Here is a 15,816-nt window from a genome sequence, read left to right as displayed (position 1 = left end):
GATGGCCGACCTGGACGGCGTCTTCCGCCGGGAGTGGGGCCCGGCCGTGGCCGCGCTCGCGCGGTGGTCGGGTGACCTCACCGTCGCCGAGGACGCCGTCCAGGAGGCCTGCGCCGAGGCGCTGCGCACCTGGCCGCGCGACGGGCTGCCCGCCAACCCGGGCGGGTGGCTGGTGACCGTCGGCCGTAATCGGGCCCGTGATCGCCTGCGCCGCGAATCGGTGCGCCCCGGAAAGGAATTGGCGGCCGTGTTGGACGACATCAGGGCACGCACCGAGCACACCGACCCGCACCCGGTTCGCGACGACGAGTTGCGGATGATGTTCACCTGCGCGCACCCGGCGCTGGACCGGCAATCGCAATTGGCGCTGACGCTGCGGCTGGTCTCGGGCCTGACCGTCGGCGAAATCGCCCGCGCGCTGCTGCAGACCGAGGCGGCGATCGGCCAGCGAATCACGCGCGCCAAGAACAAGGTTCGGCACGCCAACATCCCGCTGCGCGTCCCGCCCGCCGAGCTGCTGCCCGAGCGCACCCCGCACGTGCTGGGTTGCGTCTATTCGGTGTTCACCGAGGGCTACTGGTCGACGGCGGGCCCGTCGGCCATCCGCGACGACCTGTGCGACGAGGGGATCCGGCTGGGCGGCGAGCTGTGCGCGCTGCTGCCCGCCGAGCCGGAGGCGCACGCGCTGTCCGCCCTGATGCTGCTGCACGATTCGCGACGCGCGACCCGGGTGGACGAGTCCGGGATGCTGGTGCCGCTCGAGGACCAGGACCGCCGCCGGTGGGACCGCGCGCGCATCGCCCGCGGGCTCGAGCGGTTGCGTCACGCCCGAGGCTCGACGGGCGCCTACCTGCCCCAGGCGGTGATCGCCGCGCTGCACGCCACGGCCCCGTCCTGGGAACGCACGGACTGGGTCGCCATCTGCTCGGCCTATGACCGGCTGTGGCAGCTCACCGGGTCCCCGGTGGTGGCCGCCAATCGCGCGCTGGCGATCGGCTTTCGCGACGGGCCCGACGCCGGGCTGGCCGCCCTGGACGACGTGGCTGGCGATCCGCGGCTCGCCCGCTCGAACCTGGTCGCGACCGTGCGCGCCGACCTGCTGCGCCGCGCGGGCCGGCCGGCCGATGCGCTGACGTGGTACCGAGCGGCGTTGGAGTCCAACGGGTCTGAGCCGGGACGCGCGTTCCTCCGGCGCCGCATCGCCGAGTGCGGGGGTAATTCCCGCCGAACGTCGACTTGTGGCGCCGATTACTTGGGTGATCGCGCCACAAGTCGACGTTCGGCCAGGAGAGAGATCAGGCCTCGGAGAAGTTGCGGGTGACCGACGGGTCGACCGGAATGCCCGGCCCCGTCGTCGTCGACACGGTGATCTTCTTCAGGTAGCGGCCCTTCGACGCGGACGGCTTGAGCCGCAGCACCTCGTCGAGCGCGGCGCCGTAGTTCTCGGCCAGCGACTTCTCGTCGAAGGAGGCCTTGCCGATGACGAAGTGCAGGTTGGCCTGCTTGTCGATGCGGAAGTTGATCTTGCCGCCCTTGATGTCGGCCACGGCCTTGGCGACGTCGGGGGTGACGGTGCCGGTCTTGGGGTTCGGCATCAGGCCGCGCGGACCGAGCACCCGCGCGATGCGGCCGACCTTGGCCATCTGGTCCGGGGTCGCGATCGCGGCGTCGAACTCCAGCCAGCCGCCCTGGATCTTCTCGATCAGGTCGTCGCTGCCGACGATGTCCGCGCCGGCGGCCTGCGCCTGCTCGGCCTTGTCGCCGACCGCGAACACCGCCACCCGGGCGGTCTTGCCGGTGCCGTGCGGCAGGTTCACCGTGCCGCGGACCATCTGGTCGGCCTTGCGCGGGTCGACGCCGAGCCGGATCGCCACCTCGACGGTCGCGTCCTGCTTGCTCGACGACGTTTCCTTGGCGAGCTTGGCCGCCTCCAGCGGGGAGTACAGGCTGTTGCGGTCCACCTTCTCGGCGGCGGCGCGGTATGCCTTGCTGTTCTTGCTCATTGATTCATCCAATCTGGTGTTGGGTCGTGGTTATCGGGCCGAAGCCAGCCCTCCCACGGTGGTGGTGCGGGGTATTACTCGACGGTGTCTTTGCGTCGATTCGTCCTTCCCATTCCTACGCTGGGCCTCGTTCCTCGCCCCGCTTCGTCATGCTCGGACTACTCGACGGTGATACCCATCGACCGGGCGGTGCCGGCGATGATCTTGGCGGCCGCGTCGATGTCGTTGGCGTTCAGGTCGGCCTTCTTGGTCTCGGCGATCTCCTTGACCTGATCCCAGCTGACCTTGGCGACCTTGGTCTTGTGCGGCTCAGCCGAACCCTTGCCGACGCCGGCGGCCTTGAGCAGCAGCTTGGCGGCGGGCGGGGTCTTGAGCGCGAAGGTGAAGCTGCGGTCCTCGTAGACCGTGATCTCGACCGGGATGACCTGGCCGCGCTGGTTCTCCGTGGCGGCGTTGTACGCCTTGCAGAACTCCATGATGTTGACGCCGTGCTGACCGAGCGCGGGCCCGACCGGCGGCGCCGGGTTGGCCTGCCCCGCCTGGATCTGAAGCTTGATCAGCCCGACGACTTTCTTCTTCGGGGCCATGAGATGTTGTTCGTTCCTTCCTGGTTTGTGCCCGGCGGAGCCGCCGGTTTAGAGCTTGGAGACTTGGCTGAAGGTCAATTCGACCGGGGTCTCGCGGCCGAAGATCGACACCAGCACCTTGAGTTTCTGCTGTTCGCCGTTGACCTCGCTGATCGTGGCCGGCAGCGTCGCGAACGGGCCGTCCATGACCGTGACCGATTCGCCGACCTCGTAGTCGACCTCGATGGCCGGGCGTTCCAGCCCCCCGGCCTCGGCGGCGGTGGCGGTGGTCGCCGCGCCCTTGGCGGCCTTCTTCGTCGCGCCGCGCGGCAGCAGGAACTTCACCACGTCGTCGAGCGTCAGGGCCGACGGGCGCGAGGTCGCCCCGACGAACCCGGTGACGCCGGGGGTGTTGCGCACCGCGGCCCACGAGTCGTCCGTCAGGTCCATGCGCACCAGGATGTAGCCGGGCAGCACCTTGCGATTGACCTGCTTGCGCTGGCCGTTCTTGATCTCGGTGACCTCTTCGGTGGGCACCTCCACCTGAAAGATGTAGTCGCCGACGTCGAGGTTCTGCACCCGCGTTTCGAGGTTGGCTTTGACCTTGTTCTCGTATCCCGCATAGGAGTGGATGACGTACCAGTCGCCAGGCTTGCTGCGCAGTTCCGCCTTGAGCGCGACGGCCGGGTCGACCTCTTCGGCCGGCTCGTCGGGCGCCCCGGCAGCGTCGGCGGCCTCGTCCGTGGTCGCCTCGTCCGTGGTCGCCTCGGAAACCTCGGAGGTCGCCGTGTCGTCAGAAACCTCGGCAGCTTCCGTGGTCTCTTTCAGGTCGACCGCGTCACCCGCGGACGGGTCACCGTCGAAGCTAGTCACGGTGTGAGTCCTCTCTGTCACTTTTCACAGCGGCGTCGCTCGCTCAGCCGAACACCAACAGCACCAGCTTGGTCAGGCCGAAATCCGCCAGGCCGACCAGCGCCACCATGAAGGCCAGGAAGGCCAGCACGACGGAGGTGTACGTGAGCATCTGCTTGCGGTTGGGCCAGATGACCTTCCGCATCTCCGCAACGACCTGCTTGAGGTAGTTGTAGACGAACAGGAACGGGTTGGCCCGGCTGTCCGCGGATTTCTTCGGCTTGGCGGCCTTCTTGGCTTTGGCGCCCTTCTTGGCCTTGTCCTTGCCGGAGGCTTCGATTTCGTCCGGCGACGCGGCGTCGGCATCCTCGCCGGCGTCGGCCGCCTTCTGGCGGGACCGCTTACCGGTCGGGCGTTGTGGCCGCGTCACCACCGCCGTCCGGACACCGCTCGCGCGGCCGTCCGTCGTGTCAGTGCCGTCGCTTGCGGCGTCGTTGGCAACGTCGCCTTCGTCGCTCACCGCACGCTCCTTTGTTTGCTAGTACCCCGAGAGCCGTCCCATCGGTGGCGGCGCACCTTCCAGTGTCCACCATGGCACATGCTCATGCCCATGGTCCGGCTCCGTCCGTCTTCAGCAGGGGCGACAGGACTTGAACCTGCAACCTGCGGTTTTGGAGACCGCTGCTCTGCCAGTTGAGCTACGCCCCTTCGCGGTTGGCAGGCCAACCTGCGCTTACCTACCGGGGCTTACATGACACGCGCGCCTTCCGATTGCTCGACTCACGGAAAGCGCGCTGATGCTGGGAAAACCCCGAGGTCCGAGTGTACATCGACGCGGGAGTCAGATACTAATTACGCCGTTCTGACGACCTGGCCGGACTCCGAGTCCCAACGCAGGTTCGCGGAGTTGTCGGCGTACTGGCCCATCAGCGTGGTGTAGGCCTCTAGGACCACCTCGTCGTTCTCGTCGGTGCAGATGTTCTTGGTGACGACGATGTCGGCGCCGAAACGCTCGTCCACCGAGACGATGTCCATCCGGGCCCACAGCTTGTCGCCGGCCTTGATCGGCTTGGAGAACACGAACCGCTGGTCGACCTGGACGATCACCAGCGTCTCCATGCCGATGTCGACGTGCCGGAAGAAATCCAGCTGGACCAGTTTGGCGAAGATGGTCCCGAAGGTCAGCGGCGCGATGATCGCGTCGTGGCCGAGTTCGGCGGCGGCGTCCTCCTCGAAGTGGGCCGGGTGGCGGTTCTTGATGGACAGCGCGAACTGGCGCAGTTGTTCACGGCCGACGACGAAGTAGTCCGGGTAGCGCCAGATCATCCCCCTGATGTCTGTCTTGAGCGCCATGCGCTATGCCAGGGTCGCGGACGCGATGGCCCTACCGAAGATCTTCTTGCCGCCGGTGGTGGCGGTGAGCGCGATGGTCACGGACTTGGTCTCGGGATCGGCGGACTTGACACGGCCGTTGAAGACCAGCTCGGCGCCCTTGCCGTCGTTGGGCACCGGCACCACGGCGGTGAACCGCACGTTGTACTCGGTCACCGCGCCGGGGTCACCGATCCACGCGGTGACGTAGCCGCCGCCGATGCCCATGGTCAGCATGCCGTGCGCGATCGCGGTCTCGAGGCCGACGACCTTGGCCATCTCGTCGTCCCAGTGGATCGGGTTCAAGTCGCCGGAGACGCCCGCGTAATTCACCAGATCCTGTCGGGTCAACGGGTAGGTCTTCTCCGGAAGCTGGTCACCCACCTTCACGGAGCTGAACTCACGCAGTGGCATCAGAAAATCCCTCTTCTCCATCCTCGCCGGCACGGCCCGCCAGGGTCGTATAGGTCTCTTGCACGACGTCACCCGCCTCGTTGGTGATGACGTTCTTGGTGACGATGATCTGGGTGCCGTGCGACACCCGCACCGAGTCCACGTAGACGTCGCAGTAGAGCTTGTCCCCGGCGACCAGCGGCGCGAAGAACTTCAGCACCTGGTCGACCTGCACGATCTGGGCGTCCTGGACGGCGACGTTGGCGTGCTTGAAGAAGGCCGTCTGCGCCGTGTAGCCGAACACGCAGACGAAGGTCAGGGGGGCCGGCAGCCCCGAGTAGCCGAGGTCGGCGGCCGCCTTCTCCTCGAAATACGCCGGGTCGTCGTGTTTGACGGCGACCGCGTACTCGCGGATCTTCTCCCGCTCTACCTCGTAATGATCGGGGTAGCGGTAGTGCATCCCGACGATGCTCTCGGTTAACGGCACGGTTCTTAAACTACCTAGTCAATCGGAGTAAACGCTGGCGGGGCGCCGCTAGCGTGTCTCTCGATGCGCCTGGTGCTTACCGCAGTTGGGGCAGAACTTCTTCAGCTCCAGTCGGTCCGGGTCGTTCCGGCGGTTTTTCTTGGTGATGTAGTTGCGGTGCTTGCACACCTCGCATGCCAAGGTGATCTTCGGCCGTACGTCGGTACTGGACGCCATGACGGTTCTCTCTCGATTCTTGAAAAGATCTGTGCTGTTCTGTTGTAGCGATGGCCGGACTCGAACCGGCGACCTAACGATTATGAGTCGTTCGCTCTAACCGACTGAGCTACATCGCCTCTGGCCACCCCGTTTTGGGGTCGGGGCCGCCACGCCTGCTCGGCGTCCGCCGAGCCCCCTAACGGAATCGAACCGTTGACCTTTTCCTTACCATGGAAACGCTCTACCGACTGAGCTAAGGGGGCCGTTCACCCGAAGCGATCAGTCGCGCGGGCCTAAAAGAGGGTACAACCCGGCTCGCAGCGGCACCAAACCACGAGTACCGATGGACAGCGGACCGCGGTGGTCACCCGAAATGCCCGGCTCACCCGGTCTCGCGGGAACGGCGAGGCCGCCACGCGTTGAGGTCGCTGAATTCGTCGTACTCGTCTTCCTCTTCGTCGGAAGCTCCCTCACGAAGCAGGGTGCGCAACGCGAGATTGACGGCCTCACGCGCGTCGGCGACACGGAAGCGCTGGATCGCCTCGTCGACCAAATCGAGGTCGACCTCGATTTCGACCTTCTTCCTCATGCGCCAACAATACCCACTGGCAACGGGCCCAACCCGGTGCTCCGAAGGGGTGTCGCCCCGCCGCCGGGCGGCGCGAACAAAGCGGTGGCGGACTACCCGCCGGGCCCCGCGATCCGGGTCCTAGTCTGGTCACGTGTCAGATGACCGGCTCTACTTCCGTCAACTGCTCGCCGGCCGCGACTTCGCCGCCGGCGACATGTTCGCGACGCAGATGCGCAACTTCGCGTACCTGATCGGCGACCGGCAAACCGGGGACTGCGTGGTCGTCGACCCCGCGTATGCCGCCGGTGATCTCCTCGACACCCTCGAGGCCGACGGCATGCACCTGTCCGGGGTGCTGGTGACGCACCACCACCCCGACCACGTGGGCGGATCGATGATGGGCTTCTCGCTGGCCGGCCTGGCCGAACTGCTGGAACGGGCGCCGGTGCCGGTGCACGTCAATACCCATGAGGCGCTGTGGGTTTCGCGAGTCACCGGGATCGGGGTCGGCGACCTGACCGCGCACGAGAACCACGACAAGGTCAGCATCGGCGACATCGAGATCGAGTTGCTGCACACCCCCGGTCACACCCCGGGCAGCCAGTGTTTTCTGCTCGACGGCCACCTCGTTGCCGGTGACACGTTGTTCCTGGAGGGCTGCGGGCGCACCGACTTCCCCGGCGGCGACTCCGACGAGATGTACCGCAGCCTGCAGCGGCTCGCGACCCTGCCCGGCGACCCGACGGTGTTTCCGGGGCATTGGTATTCGGCGCAGCCCAGTGCCTCGCTGTCGGACGTCAAGCGGTCCAACTATGTGTATCGGGCCGCGGACCTTGACCAATGGCGAATGCTGATGGGTGGGTGATCCCTCGATGGGCCCCTTCGGCGTCCGGCCCTGTGATATAAGCGGAGGGTGGATTCCATGGGTTGGATCCAGGACAGCTGGCATGGGGTCACGCACGTCGGGTCCAGCACCTGGATAGCGTGGGCAGCGTGGGCGGCGATCGCCCTCGCCGTCGTCACACTGGTCTTCACCAACAGCCAGATCGCCCGCAACCGCCGCGCCGCCGCCGAGCAGACCCGCCCGCACGTCGGGGTGTTCATGGAGCCGCATTCCGCCGACTGGCACGTGATCGAACTCGTGGTCCGCAACTTCGGCCAGACCGCGGCCTATGACATTCAGTTCTCGTTCGACAATCCGCCGACCGTGGCCGAATACGAAAGCGCCACCGACGGCTACGCCGACGTCGTCGAACTGCGCCTGCCCCGGGAGCTGCCGGTGCTGGCGCCCGGCCAGGAATGGCGCCTGGTGTGGGACTCCGCCCTCGACCGCGCCGAGATCGGCAGCGGCATCGAGTCGCGTTTCACCGGGACCGTCAGCTATTACGACCGCCCCGACCAGCCACGCGGGTGGCGATTCTGGCAGCGCGAGCGTTCCCCCCTGCACACCGACGTCGTCCTGGACTGGGACGCCCTGCCACCCGTGCAGCGCATCGAGTTGATGACCACCCACGACCTGGCGAAGCGGGAAAAGGAAAAGCTGGAGCTGCTGCGCGGCCTGCTGACCTATTTCCACTACGCCAGCAAGGAGACCCGGCCCGAGGTTTTCCGCAGCGAGATCGAACGGATCAACGCCGCGGTTCGGGAGACCCAAGACCGCTGGCGCACCCGCCAACTCGACGAACCCACCGATGTGAGCCTGCGCTGGAGTAACGCCGAAGACGATCTGGGCAAACACCACAACCAGTCCGCCTGACGGCAAGGAGCAGGAACACCCATGACCGCCCCGGTCCACTACAGCACCAAGGACTCCCTCGCCGTCATCAGGATGGACGATGGCAAGGTCAACGCGCTGGGCCCGACCATGCAGCGGGCTCTGGGCGACGCGATCGACCAGGCCGAGCGGGACAACGCCGGGGCGCTGGTGATCACCGGCAACGAGCGGGTGTTCAGCGGCGGCTTCGACCTGAAGATCCTCACCTCCGGCGAGGTGCAGCCCGCGATCGACATGCTGCGCGGCGGGTTCGAGCTGGCCTACCGGCTCCTGTCGTTTCCGAAGCCGGTGGTGATGGCGTGCACCGGCCATGCGATCGCGATGGGGGCGTTCCTGTTGTCGTCGGGCGATCACCGGGTGGCGGCGCACGCCTACAACATCCAGGCCAACGAGGTCGCGATCGGCATGGTCATCCCGTATGCCGCGCTGGAGATCATGAAGCTGCGACTGACGCCGTCGGGGTACCAGCAGGCCGCGGGGCTGGCCAAGACGTTCTTCGGCGAAACCGCCCTTGCCGCAGGCTTTATCGACGAGATCGTGCTGCCCGAGATGGTGCTGGACCGCGCCGAGGAAGCCGCCGCCGAATTCGCCGGCCTCAATCAGCGCGCGCATGCCGCCACCAAGCTGCGCGCCCGGGCCGACGCCCTGGCCGCCATCCGCGCCGGCATCGACGGGATCGAGGCCGAATTCGGGCTCTAGCCCGCTGATTTGCCCCTGGCTGAAGTGGTTTCGGGGCCCGCTGCCGGGGAAGTCCACGCCTGTGGCCACAGATCGCATCGCGGATCCCTGGGGGGCGCGCACCCCGTACGAACCCGGCACCCCATGGCCGGACCGGGTCGACACCTACCTCGCCGACGGCATCACCGCCGAGTCGGTGGACCGCTGGGTGCAATCGGCGGCGGTGCTGCACTCCAACGGCGACGGTCTGGACATCGCCGTCAAGGACGGCCGGATCGTGGGCGTGCGCGGGCGCGCCGTCGACCGCGTCAACCACGGGCGCCTCGACCCCAAGGACCTGTTCGGCTGGCAGGCCAACGCCTCCGCCGACCGGCTCACCACCCCGATGATCAGGGAGCGCGGCGAGCTGAAGCCGTGCGACTGGGACACCGCCATGCAGCGGATAGTCGACCGCAGCAAGCAGCTGCTCGACGGCTACGGCCCCAGCTCGATCGGCTTCTACACGTCCGGACAGTTGTTCCTGGAGGCCTACTACACGCAGGGCGCCATCGCGCACGGCGCGATCGGCACCAACCACGTCGACGGCAACACCCGGCTGTGCACCGCGACGGCGGCCGAGGCGCTGAAGGAATCGTTCGGCTGCGACGGGCAGCCGGGGTCCTACACCGACGTCGACCACGCCGATGTCATCGCGTTGTTCGGGCACAACGTCGCCGAGACGCAGACGGTGCTGTGGGCGCGGATGCTGGACCGGCTGGCCGGGGCCTCGCCGCCGGCGATCGTCTGCGTCGACCCCCGGCTGACGCCGGTCGCCCGGCACGCCACCGTTCACCTGGCGCCGGTGCCGGGCACCAACGTCGCGTTGATGAACGGGCTGCTGCACGAGATCATCGGCAACGGCTGGATCGACCGGGACTACATCGACTCGCACACGGTCGGTTTCGACGAGCTGCGCGGCCGGGTCGAAGAGTTCGGACCCGAGCGGGTCGCCGACATCTGCGGCGTGCCGGCCGAGGACATCCGGCGCGCCGCGCGGCTGCTCAGCACCGCTAAGCGGCTGCTGTCCACCGTGCTGCAGGGCTTCTACCAGTCGCACCAGGCCACCGCGGCGGCCGTGCAGGTCAACAACATTCACCTGGTGCGCGGCATGCTGGGTAAGCCCGGCTGCGGGGTGCTGCAGATGAACGGGCAGCCGACGGCCGAGAACACCCGCGAATGCGGCGCCGACGGGGACCTGGCCGGTTTCCGCAACTGGTCCAACGACTCTCACGTCGCCGAGCTGGCCGCGTTGTGGAACCTCGAGCCCCTGCAGATTCCGCACTACGCCCCGCCGACGCACGCCATGCAGATGTTCCGCTTCGCCGAGGAGGGGACGCTGCGGATGTTGTGGGTCACCGCCACCAATCCCCTGGTGTCGCTGCCGGAGCTGGCCCGCATCCGCGACATCTTCTCCCAGGAGCGGCTGTTCCTCGTCGTCCAGGACATCTTCCTGACCGAAACCGCCGCGCTGGCCGACGTCGTGTTGCCCGCCGCGGCGTGGGCCGAGAAGACCGGCACCTTCACCAACGCCGACCGCACGGTGCACCTGTCCGAAAAGGCAGTGGATCCACCGGGTTCCGCGCGCCCGGACCTCGACATCTTCCTGGACTACGCGCGCCGGATGGACTTCCGCGACAAGGACGGCCAACCCTTCCCACCCTGGACCGATGCCGAGTCGGCGTTCGAGGCGTGGAAGAAATGCAGCGCGGGGCGGCCGTGCGACTACACCGGTCTGAGCTATGCGAAGCTGCGCGGCGGCAGCGGCATCCAATGGCCTTGCAACACAGAACATCCCGACGGCACCGAGCGTCTCTACGCCGACGCGAAGTTCTGGGCGGAACTCGACTACTGTGAGGCCTACGGCAAAGACATGATCACCGGCGCCCCGCTGCAGCCCGACGAGTACCGCTCGATGAACCCCTACGGCAGGGCGATCATCAAGGCGGCCCAATACGTTCCTCCCCATGAGCGGACCAGCCCGGATTTCCCGTTCGCGTTGATAACCGGACGCACCGTCTACCACTTCCATACCCGCACGAAAACCGCGCGGGCACAGCAACTTCAGCGGGCCGCCCCCGAGGTGTGGGTCGAGGTCTCGGCCGGCGACGCGCGCCGGTTGGGCATCGCCGACGGCGACCTGGTCGAGGTGAGCACGCCGCGGGGCTGCATCAGGTGCGCGGCGCGGGTCTGCGGCATCCGCGACGGCGTGTTGTTCGTGCCCTTCCACTACGGCTATTGGGATGCCGGGACCAATGGGCATCACCGGGCCGGCAACGAACTCACGCTGACCGATTGGGACCCGGTGTCCAAGCAGCCGATCTTCAAGACGGCCGCCGCCCGGCTGCGCAAAAGCCGGATGCGGCGAGCCGGCGGGAACGGCGCCGCCGCCGCCCCGCCCGCGGCGGTTGCCGAAGCCTTGGGGGGTCAAGCGTGAAGCTCAAAATGGCGCTGCGCGAACTGCACCGCTCCGAACGCAAGCTGGCCCACGAACTCAACGTGGTCGCCGCGCGACACCACAGCGACCAGGACGTCTGCCACCTGGCGCAGGACCTGGCCGGCTGGTCACGCCATCACCTCGCCGAGCTGGCGCGGCACGGCCGCCACTACGGCCTGCACCTGTCCACCGATCCCCGCACCGGCGCGGTCACCGGTTTCCTGCAATCGCGGCTCAGCGGCCTGCTGCGGCACCGGCCGGAGCCGGGGCTGATGCTGCTCGCCGACCTACGCCGGATTCACCGCCTGTCCGCGGGGGTGTCGCTGGACTGGGAGCTGCTGGCCCAGGGGGCGCAGGCCGCCAAGGATTCCGAACTGCTGAGCCTGGCCTCGCGCTGTCATCCCGAGACGCTGCGCCAGATGCGCTGGGCCAACGCGATGCTCAAAGAGCTTTCGCCGCAAGTGTTGATGAACTGAAACGGCGAACGCGGTGCCCGCCATCGGCGGCCACCGCGTTCCTCTCGCCTCCTCGCCGCCAGTCTGGCACGTGCGCGACGAGCCGTCACTTCACCCGGCGGGGCGACGGCTTACCGGAACCGGTCCAGATAAGCCGGCCAATCCCACGTCGACAGGAACGCCTGCGCCGCCGCATAGCCGCTCTCGTACAGCTCTTCGAGGCGGCCCCTGGGGATGTCGAAGTCGAGCACGCCGACATCGGTCGACTCGACCGCGATGGCGCGGGCCGCCACCCACGGCCGGCTGAGATGGGTCTGGTCGTGGCCGGCCAGCATGGTGGTGACCAGGCTTTCCAGCAACGCCGTCTGTTCGAAGAAGCGCAACGGTTTCAGGGCGGGCATCACCGCGCCGATGCCCTCGGTGAGCCTCGGCAGCACCGTGATCCCGAACGTGGGCCAGCGCGGGGCCCTGCCGTCGGGGCGGTCGAAGGTGTCGATCGGGAAATTCGACAGCACGCCGCCGTCGACCAGGGTGGACGTCGAGCCGTCGGCGCCCGTCAGCTTGACCGGGCGATAGAAGAACGGGATCGCCATCGAGGCGCGCACCGCGTCGGCCACCGGCTGCTCGTCGGGGTCCAGGCCGTAGAGCCGCCGAAAGTCCCACGGGAACCGCACCAGCTGCGCCGCGGTCAGGTCGGCGACGGTGACCACCAGCTTGTCGCGCCGCCCCTCGAGCAGGCGGTCGTCGTCGAGGTGCAGATCGCCGAAGCGGGTGACCCCGAAGTTCTTCAACTCGCCGCGGATCCAGTCGTAGGCCACGTCGCCGCGGTACATGCTGGAATCGGTGACCAGCCCCCAGGCCGCACCCAGGTAGGGCACGGGTCCGGCGTCGCGCCACTTACGCAGGGGGACCGAGAACGCGAGCTCCTTGACCTGCGCGCCGGTCAGCTGCCCATCGGTGGATCCGGCCGCCAGGATCGCCGCGACCACCGAACCGGCCGAGACCCCCGACACCCGCTTGATCGAATACCCGGCATCCATCAGCGCGACGATGGCGCCCACCAGCCCGATGAACTTGACGCCCCCGCCGGAGAGCACCAGATCGACGGGCTTCGGCTGGTGTGCGGAAGATTCCATCTACCGCTCCGACGAAACCCATTGATAGGGAAGGAATTTCCCGTCGAACGTGACCACGACGCGGTCACCGGACGGGTGCGGCCTCTTCTGGATGTCGACACTGAAGTTGATCGCGCTCATGATCCCGTCGCCGAACTGTTCGGCGATCAGCTCCTTGAGCGCTCCGCCGTAGACCTGCAGGGCCTCGTAGAAGCGGTAGACGGTCGGGTCGGTCGGTACGGCGGTGGGCAGGCCGCCCCGCATGGGCGCCGCCGCCAGCACGGGCACCACCGACTCGTCGAGGCCGAGCAGCTCGGCCAGGGTCTTTGCTTGCTCGACCGGAATCGGGTGCTGCCCGAGCAACGCCGCCGTCGTCCACACCACCGGCCTGTCGATGGCGTCGGCCAGCTGTTGCCACGTCAGCCCCTTCGCCAGGCGCGCGACGACGATCTGTTCGGTGAGTTCGGTTCTCGTCATGGGTCCCAGCATGCACGCCGGCCCGATCGCGCCTCAGCCCGGTTTGGTCGCGGTGACCAGCCGCGTGGAGAACCACGGGCCGCCGTACCACATCCGCCAGCCGAGGTTGCGCCGCCGCACATTGCGCCAGCCCAGTTCGCGCAGCCGCTCGGCGTGCTGACGCGTCTCCCAGAGGTCCGCGATCGCGAGCCGGCCGCCCGGCCGCAGCACCCGCACGGCTTCGTCGAGCGCCCGCCGCCGGCCGGCGTGGCCGTCGATGTTGTGGATGGCCAGGTTGCTCACGATCACGTCGACGCTCTCGTCGGCCAGCGGCAGCGCGGTCATGTCGGCGGTGCGCACCTCGATGCGGTCGGCGACGCCTTCGGCGACCGCGTTGGCCAGCGTGGCCTGCCGCGAGTTGTCCGTCTGGTCGGCCTGCCACAGGTCGACACCGATCGCGCGGCCCCGCGGCAACCGCTTGGCCGCGGCCAGCAGCACCGCGCCGCGCCCGCACCCGAGGTCGAGCACCGTCTCGTCGCCGGCGAGCCGCAGATCGCGCAGAACCCGGTCCCACACAACGAATTTCCCGGACCGCGTCGCGTACATGTACAGGAGCGTGTTGCCGGCGATGCCGGCGCTCGACACCGCCGCCAGCCCCGCCCGGAGCCGCTTGCCGCGCGCCCAGCTGATCGCGGCCCAGCTGGCCAGGGCGACAACTTGAGCGCCGACGCCCAGCGCCTGGGTTCGCGCCGAGAACTTGTGAAACGAACCGTCGACTCCGTAATCGCCCTGGTGGTCATGCATGCCCCACAGCTTACGACTCAGCAAGTCGCCGAAGGTTTTTCACGCGTCTCACCACCGGCCGTGATGCACCACCTCGGAAAACGGCCGGCGATTCGGTGTGCGGATCGGGCGCAGCGGGCGATCGGCGGGATAGCCCACCCCGAGCAGGAAAGCCACCAGGTGATCGTCGGGAACACCCAGGATGGCGCGCGCCTTCTCCTGATCCCCGACCGACGAGTGGCCGGTCCCGATTCCCAGGTCGGTGGCCGCGATCATCATCGCCATGGTGGCCTGGCCGATGTCGTAGTTGTCGGTGACCACCCGGCGCTCGTCGGGCGGCACCGGCGCCACGATCGCGATCGCGGCCGGCGCCGCGGCGATGTGGCCGGCGCCCCGCCAGACCGTGGACAACTCCTGCAGCTGGGCGCGGTCGGTGACGATGACGAAGTCCCAGGGCTGACGGTTTTTGGCCGACGGCGCACGCCAGCCGGCTTCGGCGATCCGGTCGAGGTCCTCGTCGGAGATCGCCCGCGGCTGATACTCGCGCACATTGCGCCGCGCGCAGATCGCGTCCCAAGCATCCATCAGATTCCCTCCCTCGCGGCTGTTCCCCAAGTATCGACGAAGCCCGCCCAAGTTTGCGTACGACGAAATCGGGAAAGTCGTGGTGACGTGGTGAACCACCCGGGCGGGCGGCTCGTGAACAACTGAATGCCCCAAGTCAGAAAGGCGGGTGGCCGCCGTGGCAGAACACCTGACGCCGCACTTCGAAGAGGTCCAAGCCCACTACGACCTCTCGGACGACTTCTTCCGGTTGTTCCTCGACCCCACCATGACCTACAGCTGCGCGTACTGGGACCGCGGCCGAGATATCACGCTGGAAGAGGCCCAGCTGCGCAAGATCGACCTCTCGCTGGGCAAGCTGGGTCTGCGGCCGGGGATGACGCTGCTGGACGTGGGCTGCGGCTGGGGCGCCACGGCGCGCCGCGCGATCGAGAAGTACGACGTCAACGTCATCGGATTGACCCTGTCGGCGCACCAGGCCGCCCACGTGCAGAAGCTCTTCGACTCGATGGACACCGAACGCAGCCGGCGGGTGCTGCTGCACGGCTGGGAGGAGTTCGACGAGCCGGTGGACCGGATCGTCTCCATCGGCGCCTTCGAACACTTCGGGTACGACCGCTATGACGATTTCTTCGCGATGGCGCACCGCATCCTGCCCGACGACGGGGTGATGCTGCTGCACACGATCACCATGCTGACCCCGCAGCAGATCGTCGAGCGGGGCCTGCCGATGACCGAGGAGCAGACCATCTTCAACGAATTCATCGCCACGGAGATCTTCCCGGGCGGGCAGTTGCCGGCCATCGAGATCGTCGAGTTCCACGCGTCCAAGATGGGTTTCAACCTCAAACGCCGGCAGTCGCTGCAGCTGCACTACGCCCGGACCCTCGACCACTGGGCCGAGGCCTTGGAGGCCCACCACAGCGAGGCCGTCGCGATCCAGTCCGAAGAGGTGTATCAGCGCTACATGCGCTACCTGACCGGCTGCGCCGACGCGTTCCGGGCCGGCTACATCGACGTCAACCAGTTCACCCTGGCGAAGTAGGCACCCCGCCCCGGGCGCCGGGGTTTATCGTG

Annotated in this window: 19 protein-coding genes, 3 tRNA genes and 1 pseudogene; 7 read left to right on the top strand and 16 right to left on the bottom strand. The window is 67.8% G+C overall.

Annotation, left to right across the window (positions count from 1 at the left end):
- The first annotated feature begins 1 nt into the window (after position 1).
- On the top strand, positions 2-1,321 hold the full coding sequence (locus QGN31_RS03610) for an RNA polymerase sigma factor (RefSeq protein WP_014942927.1): 1,320 nt from the start codon (positions 2-4) through the stop codon (positions 1,319-1,321).
- Here the strand turns inward: QGN31_RS03610 and rplA are convergent.
- The 12 genes from rplA to QGN31_RS03550 form a co-directional block, all read right to left on the bottom strand.
- Complete coding sequence (rplA, locus tag QGN31_RS03605; protein WP_008260906.1) at positions 1,296-2,003, bottom strand: 50S ribosomal protein L1; 708 nt, start codon at positions 2,001-2,003, stop codon at positions 1,296-1,298. The two genes, QGN31_RS03610 and rplA, sit on opposite strands and share 26 nt — an antisense overlap.
- Positions 2,004-2,161: 158 nt before the next feature.
- On the bottom strand, positions 2,162-2,590 hold the full coding sequence (rplK, locus tag QGN31_RS03600; RefSeq protein WP_007767860.1) for a 50S ribosomal protein L11: 429 nt from the start codon (positions 2,588-2,590) through the stop codon (positions 2,162-2,164).
- A gap of 48 nt (positions 2,591-2,638) precedes the next feature.
- Positions 2,639-3,442 (bottom strand): transcription termination/antitermination protein NusG, encoded by an 804-nt coding sequence (gene nusG / locus QGN31_RS03595; protein WP_009957382.1) that lies wholly within the window; start codon positions 3,440-3,442, stop codon positions 2,639-2,641.
- A gap of 43 nt (positions 3,443-3,485) precedes the next feature.
- On the bottom strand, positions 3,486-3,941 hold the full coding sequence (gene secE / locus QGN31_RS03590) for a preprotein translocase subunit SecE (protein ID WP_009957383.1): 456 nt from the start codon (positions 3,939-3,941) through the stop codon (positions 3,486-3,488).
- Between the two features lie 115 nt (positions 3,942-4,056).
- Positions 4,057-4,129, bottom strand: a tRNA-Trp gene (locus QGN31_RS03585).
- A 144-nt stretch (positions 4,130-4,273) separates the two neighbouring features.
- On the bottom strand, positions 4,274-4,774 hold the full coding sequence (gene hadC, locus QGN31_RS03580; protein ID WP_009957384.1) for a (3R)-hydroxyacyl-ACP dehydratase subunit HadC: 501 nt from the start codon (positions 4,772-4,774) through the stop codon (positions 4,274-4,276).
- A 3-nt stretch (positions 4,775-4,777) separates the two neighbouring features.
- On the bottom strand, positions 4,778-5,206 hold the full coding sequence (gene hadB, locus QGN31_RS03575; RefSeq protein WP_009957386.1) for a (3R)-hydroxyacyl-ACP dehydratase subunit HadB: 429 nt from the start codon (positions 5,204-5,206) through the stop codon (positions 4,778-4,780).
- Complete coding sequence (hadA, locus tag QGN31_RS03570) at positions 5,193-5,645, bottom strand: (3R)-hydroxyacyl-ACP dehydratase subunit HadA (RefSeq protein ID WP_014383315.1); 453 nt, start codon at positions 5,643-5,645, stop codon at positions 5,193-5,195. Before hadA ends, hadB begins: the two co-directional genes overlap by 14 nt.
- A 75-nt stretch (positions 5,646-5,720) precedes the next feature.
- Positions 5,721-5,888, bottom strand: a complete 168-nt coding sequence (rpmG, locus tag QGN31_RS03565; RefSeq protein ID WP_003898538.1) for a 50S ribosomal protein L33 — start codon at positions 5,886-5,888, stop codon at positions 5,721-5,723.
- Positions 5,889-5,933: 45 nt separating this feature from the next.
- Positions 5,934-6,007, bottom strand: a tRNA-Met gene (locus QGN31_RS03560).
- Between the two features lie 53 nt (positions 6,008-6,060).
- A tRNA-Thr gene (locus tag QGN31_RS03555) sits at positions 6,061-6,133 on the bottom strand.
- 119 nt (positions 6,134-6,252) lie between these two features.
- Entirely contained in the window at positions 6,253-6,459 is a 207-nt protein-coding gene (locus QGN31_RS03550) for a type II toxin-antitoxin system VapB family antitoxin (RefSeq protein ID WP_009957392.1), read from the bottom strand.
- 133 nt (positions 6,460-6,592) lie between these two features.
- Between QGN31_RS03550 and QGN31_RS03545 the strand changes: the two genes are divergently transcribed.
- The 5 genes and pseudogenes from QGN31_RS03545 to QGN31_RS03525 all read left to right on the top strand — a co-directional run bounded on the left by QGN31_RS03545 (position 6,593) and on the right by QGN31_RS03525 (position 11,842).
- A complete protein-coding gene (locus tag QGN31_RS03545) occupies positions 6,593-7,306 on the top strand; it encodes an MBL fold metallo-hydrolase (protein ID WP_014942929.1) in 714 nt (237 codons plus the stop codon).
- A 57-nt stretch (positions 7,307-7,363) separates the two neighbouring features.
- A pseudogene (locus QGN31_RS03540) lies at positions 7,364-8,205 on the top strand (hypothetical protein); the annotation flags it as partial.
- 13 nt (positions 8,206-8,218) lie between these two features.
- Positions 8,219-8,914 carry a crotonase/enoyl-CoA hydratase family protein gene (locus QGN31_RS03535; protein ID WP_014381151.1) on the top strand — a complete coding sequence of 232 codons (696 nt, stop codon included), beginning with the start codon at positions 8,219-8,221 and terminating at the stop codon, positions 8,912-8,914.
- 61 nt (positions 8,915-8,975) lie between these two features.
- Positions 8,976-11,366, top strand: a complete 2,391-nt coding sequence (locus QGN31_RS03530; RefSeq protein ID WP_014942931.1) for a molybdopterin oxidoreductase family protein — start codon at positions 8,976-8,978, stop codon at positions 11,364-11,366.
- On the top strand, positions 11,363-11,842 hold the full coding sequence (locus QGN31_RS03525; protein WP_014942932.1) for a hypothetical protein: 480 nt from the start codon (positions 11,363-11,365) through the stop codon (positions 11,840-11,842). Before QGN31_RS03530 ends, QGN31_RS03525 begins: the two co-directional genes overlap by 4 nt.
- Before the next feature lie 110 nt (positions 11,843-11,952).
- Here QGN31_RS03525 and QGN31_RS03520 read toward each other — a convergent pair whose 3' ends face one another.
- The 4 genes from QGN31_RS03520 to QGN31_RS03505 are packed head-to-tail and all read right to left on the bottom strand — an operon-like array spanning position 11,953 to position 14,760.
- A complete protein-coding gene (locus QGN31_RS03520; RefSeq protein ID WP_014942933.1) occupies positions 11,953-12,957 on the bottom strand; it encodes a patatin-like phospholipase family protein in 1,005 nt (334 codons plus the stop codon).
- Positions 12,958-13,413 carry a cyanase gene (cynS, locus tag QGN31_RS03515; RefSeq protein WP_442792209.1) on the bottom strand — a complete coding sequence of 152 codons (456 nt, stop codon included), beginning with the start codon at positions 13,411-13,413 and terminating at the stop codon, positions 12,958-12,960. It lies immediately after the preceding gene.
- A gap of 33 nt (positions 13,414-13,446) precedes the next feature.
- Positions 13,447-14,196 carry a class I SAM-dependent methyltransferase gene (locus tag QGN31_RS03510; RefSeq protein ID WP_014942935.1) on the bottom strand — a complete coding sequence of 250 codons (750 nt, stop codon included), beginning with the start codon at positions 14,194-14,196 and terminating at the stop codon, positions 13,447-13,449.
- Positions 14,197-14,244: 48 nt separating this feature from the next.
- Positions 14,245-14,760 carry a nitroreductase family protein gene (locus tag QGN31_RS03505; protein ID WP_008260966.1) on the bottom strand — a complete coding sequence of 172 codons (516 nt, stop codon included), beginning with the start codon at positions 14,758-14,760 and terminating at the stop codon, positions 14,245-14,247.
- Positions 14,761-14,917: 157 nt separating this feature from the next.
- Between QGN31_RS03505 and QGN31_RS03500 the strand changes: the two genes are divergently transcribed.
- Complete coding sequence (locus QGN31_RS03500) at positions 14,918-15,784, top strand: cyclopropane mycolic acid synthase family methyltransferase (RefSeq protein WP_043955859.1); 867 nt, start codon at positions 14,918-14,920, stop codon at positions 15,782-15,784.
- Positions 15,785-15,816 lie beyond the last annotated feature (32 nt).

Origin of the sequence: Mycobacterium sp. 2-64, from assembly GCF_035918375.1 — a bacterium.
Classification (GTDB): domain Bacteria; phylum Actinomycetota; class Actinomycetes; order Mycobacteriales; family Mycobacteriaceae; genus Mycobacterium; species Mycobacterium intracellulare.
The sequence above is the reverse complement of the archived record's forward strand: the minus strand, read 5'-3'. Positions and strand labels throughout refer to the sequence as shown.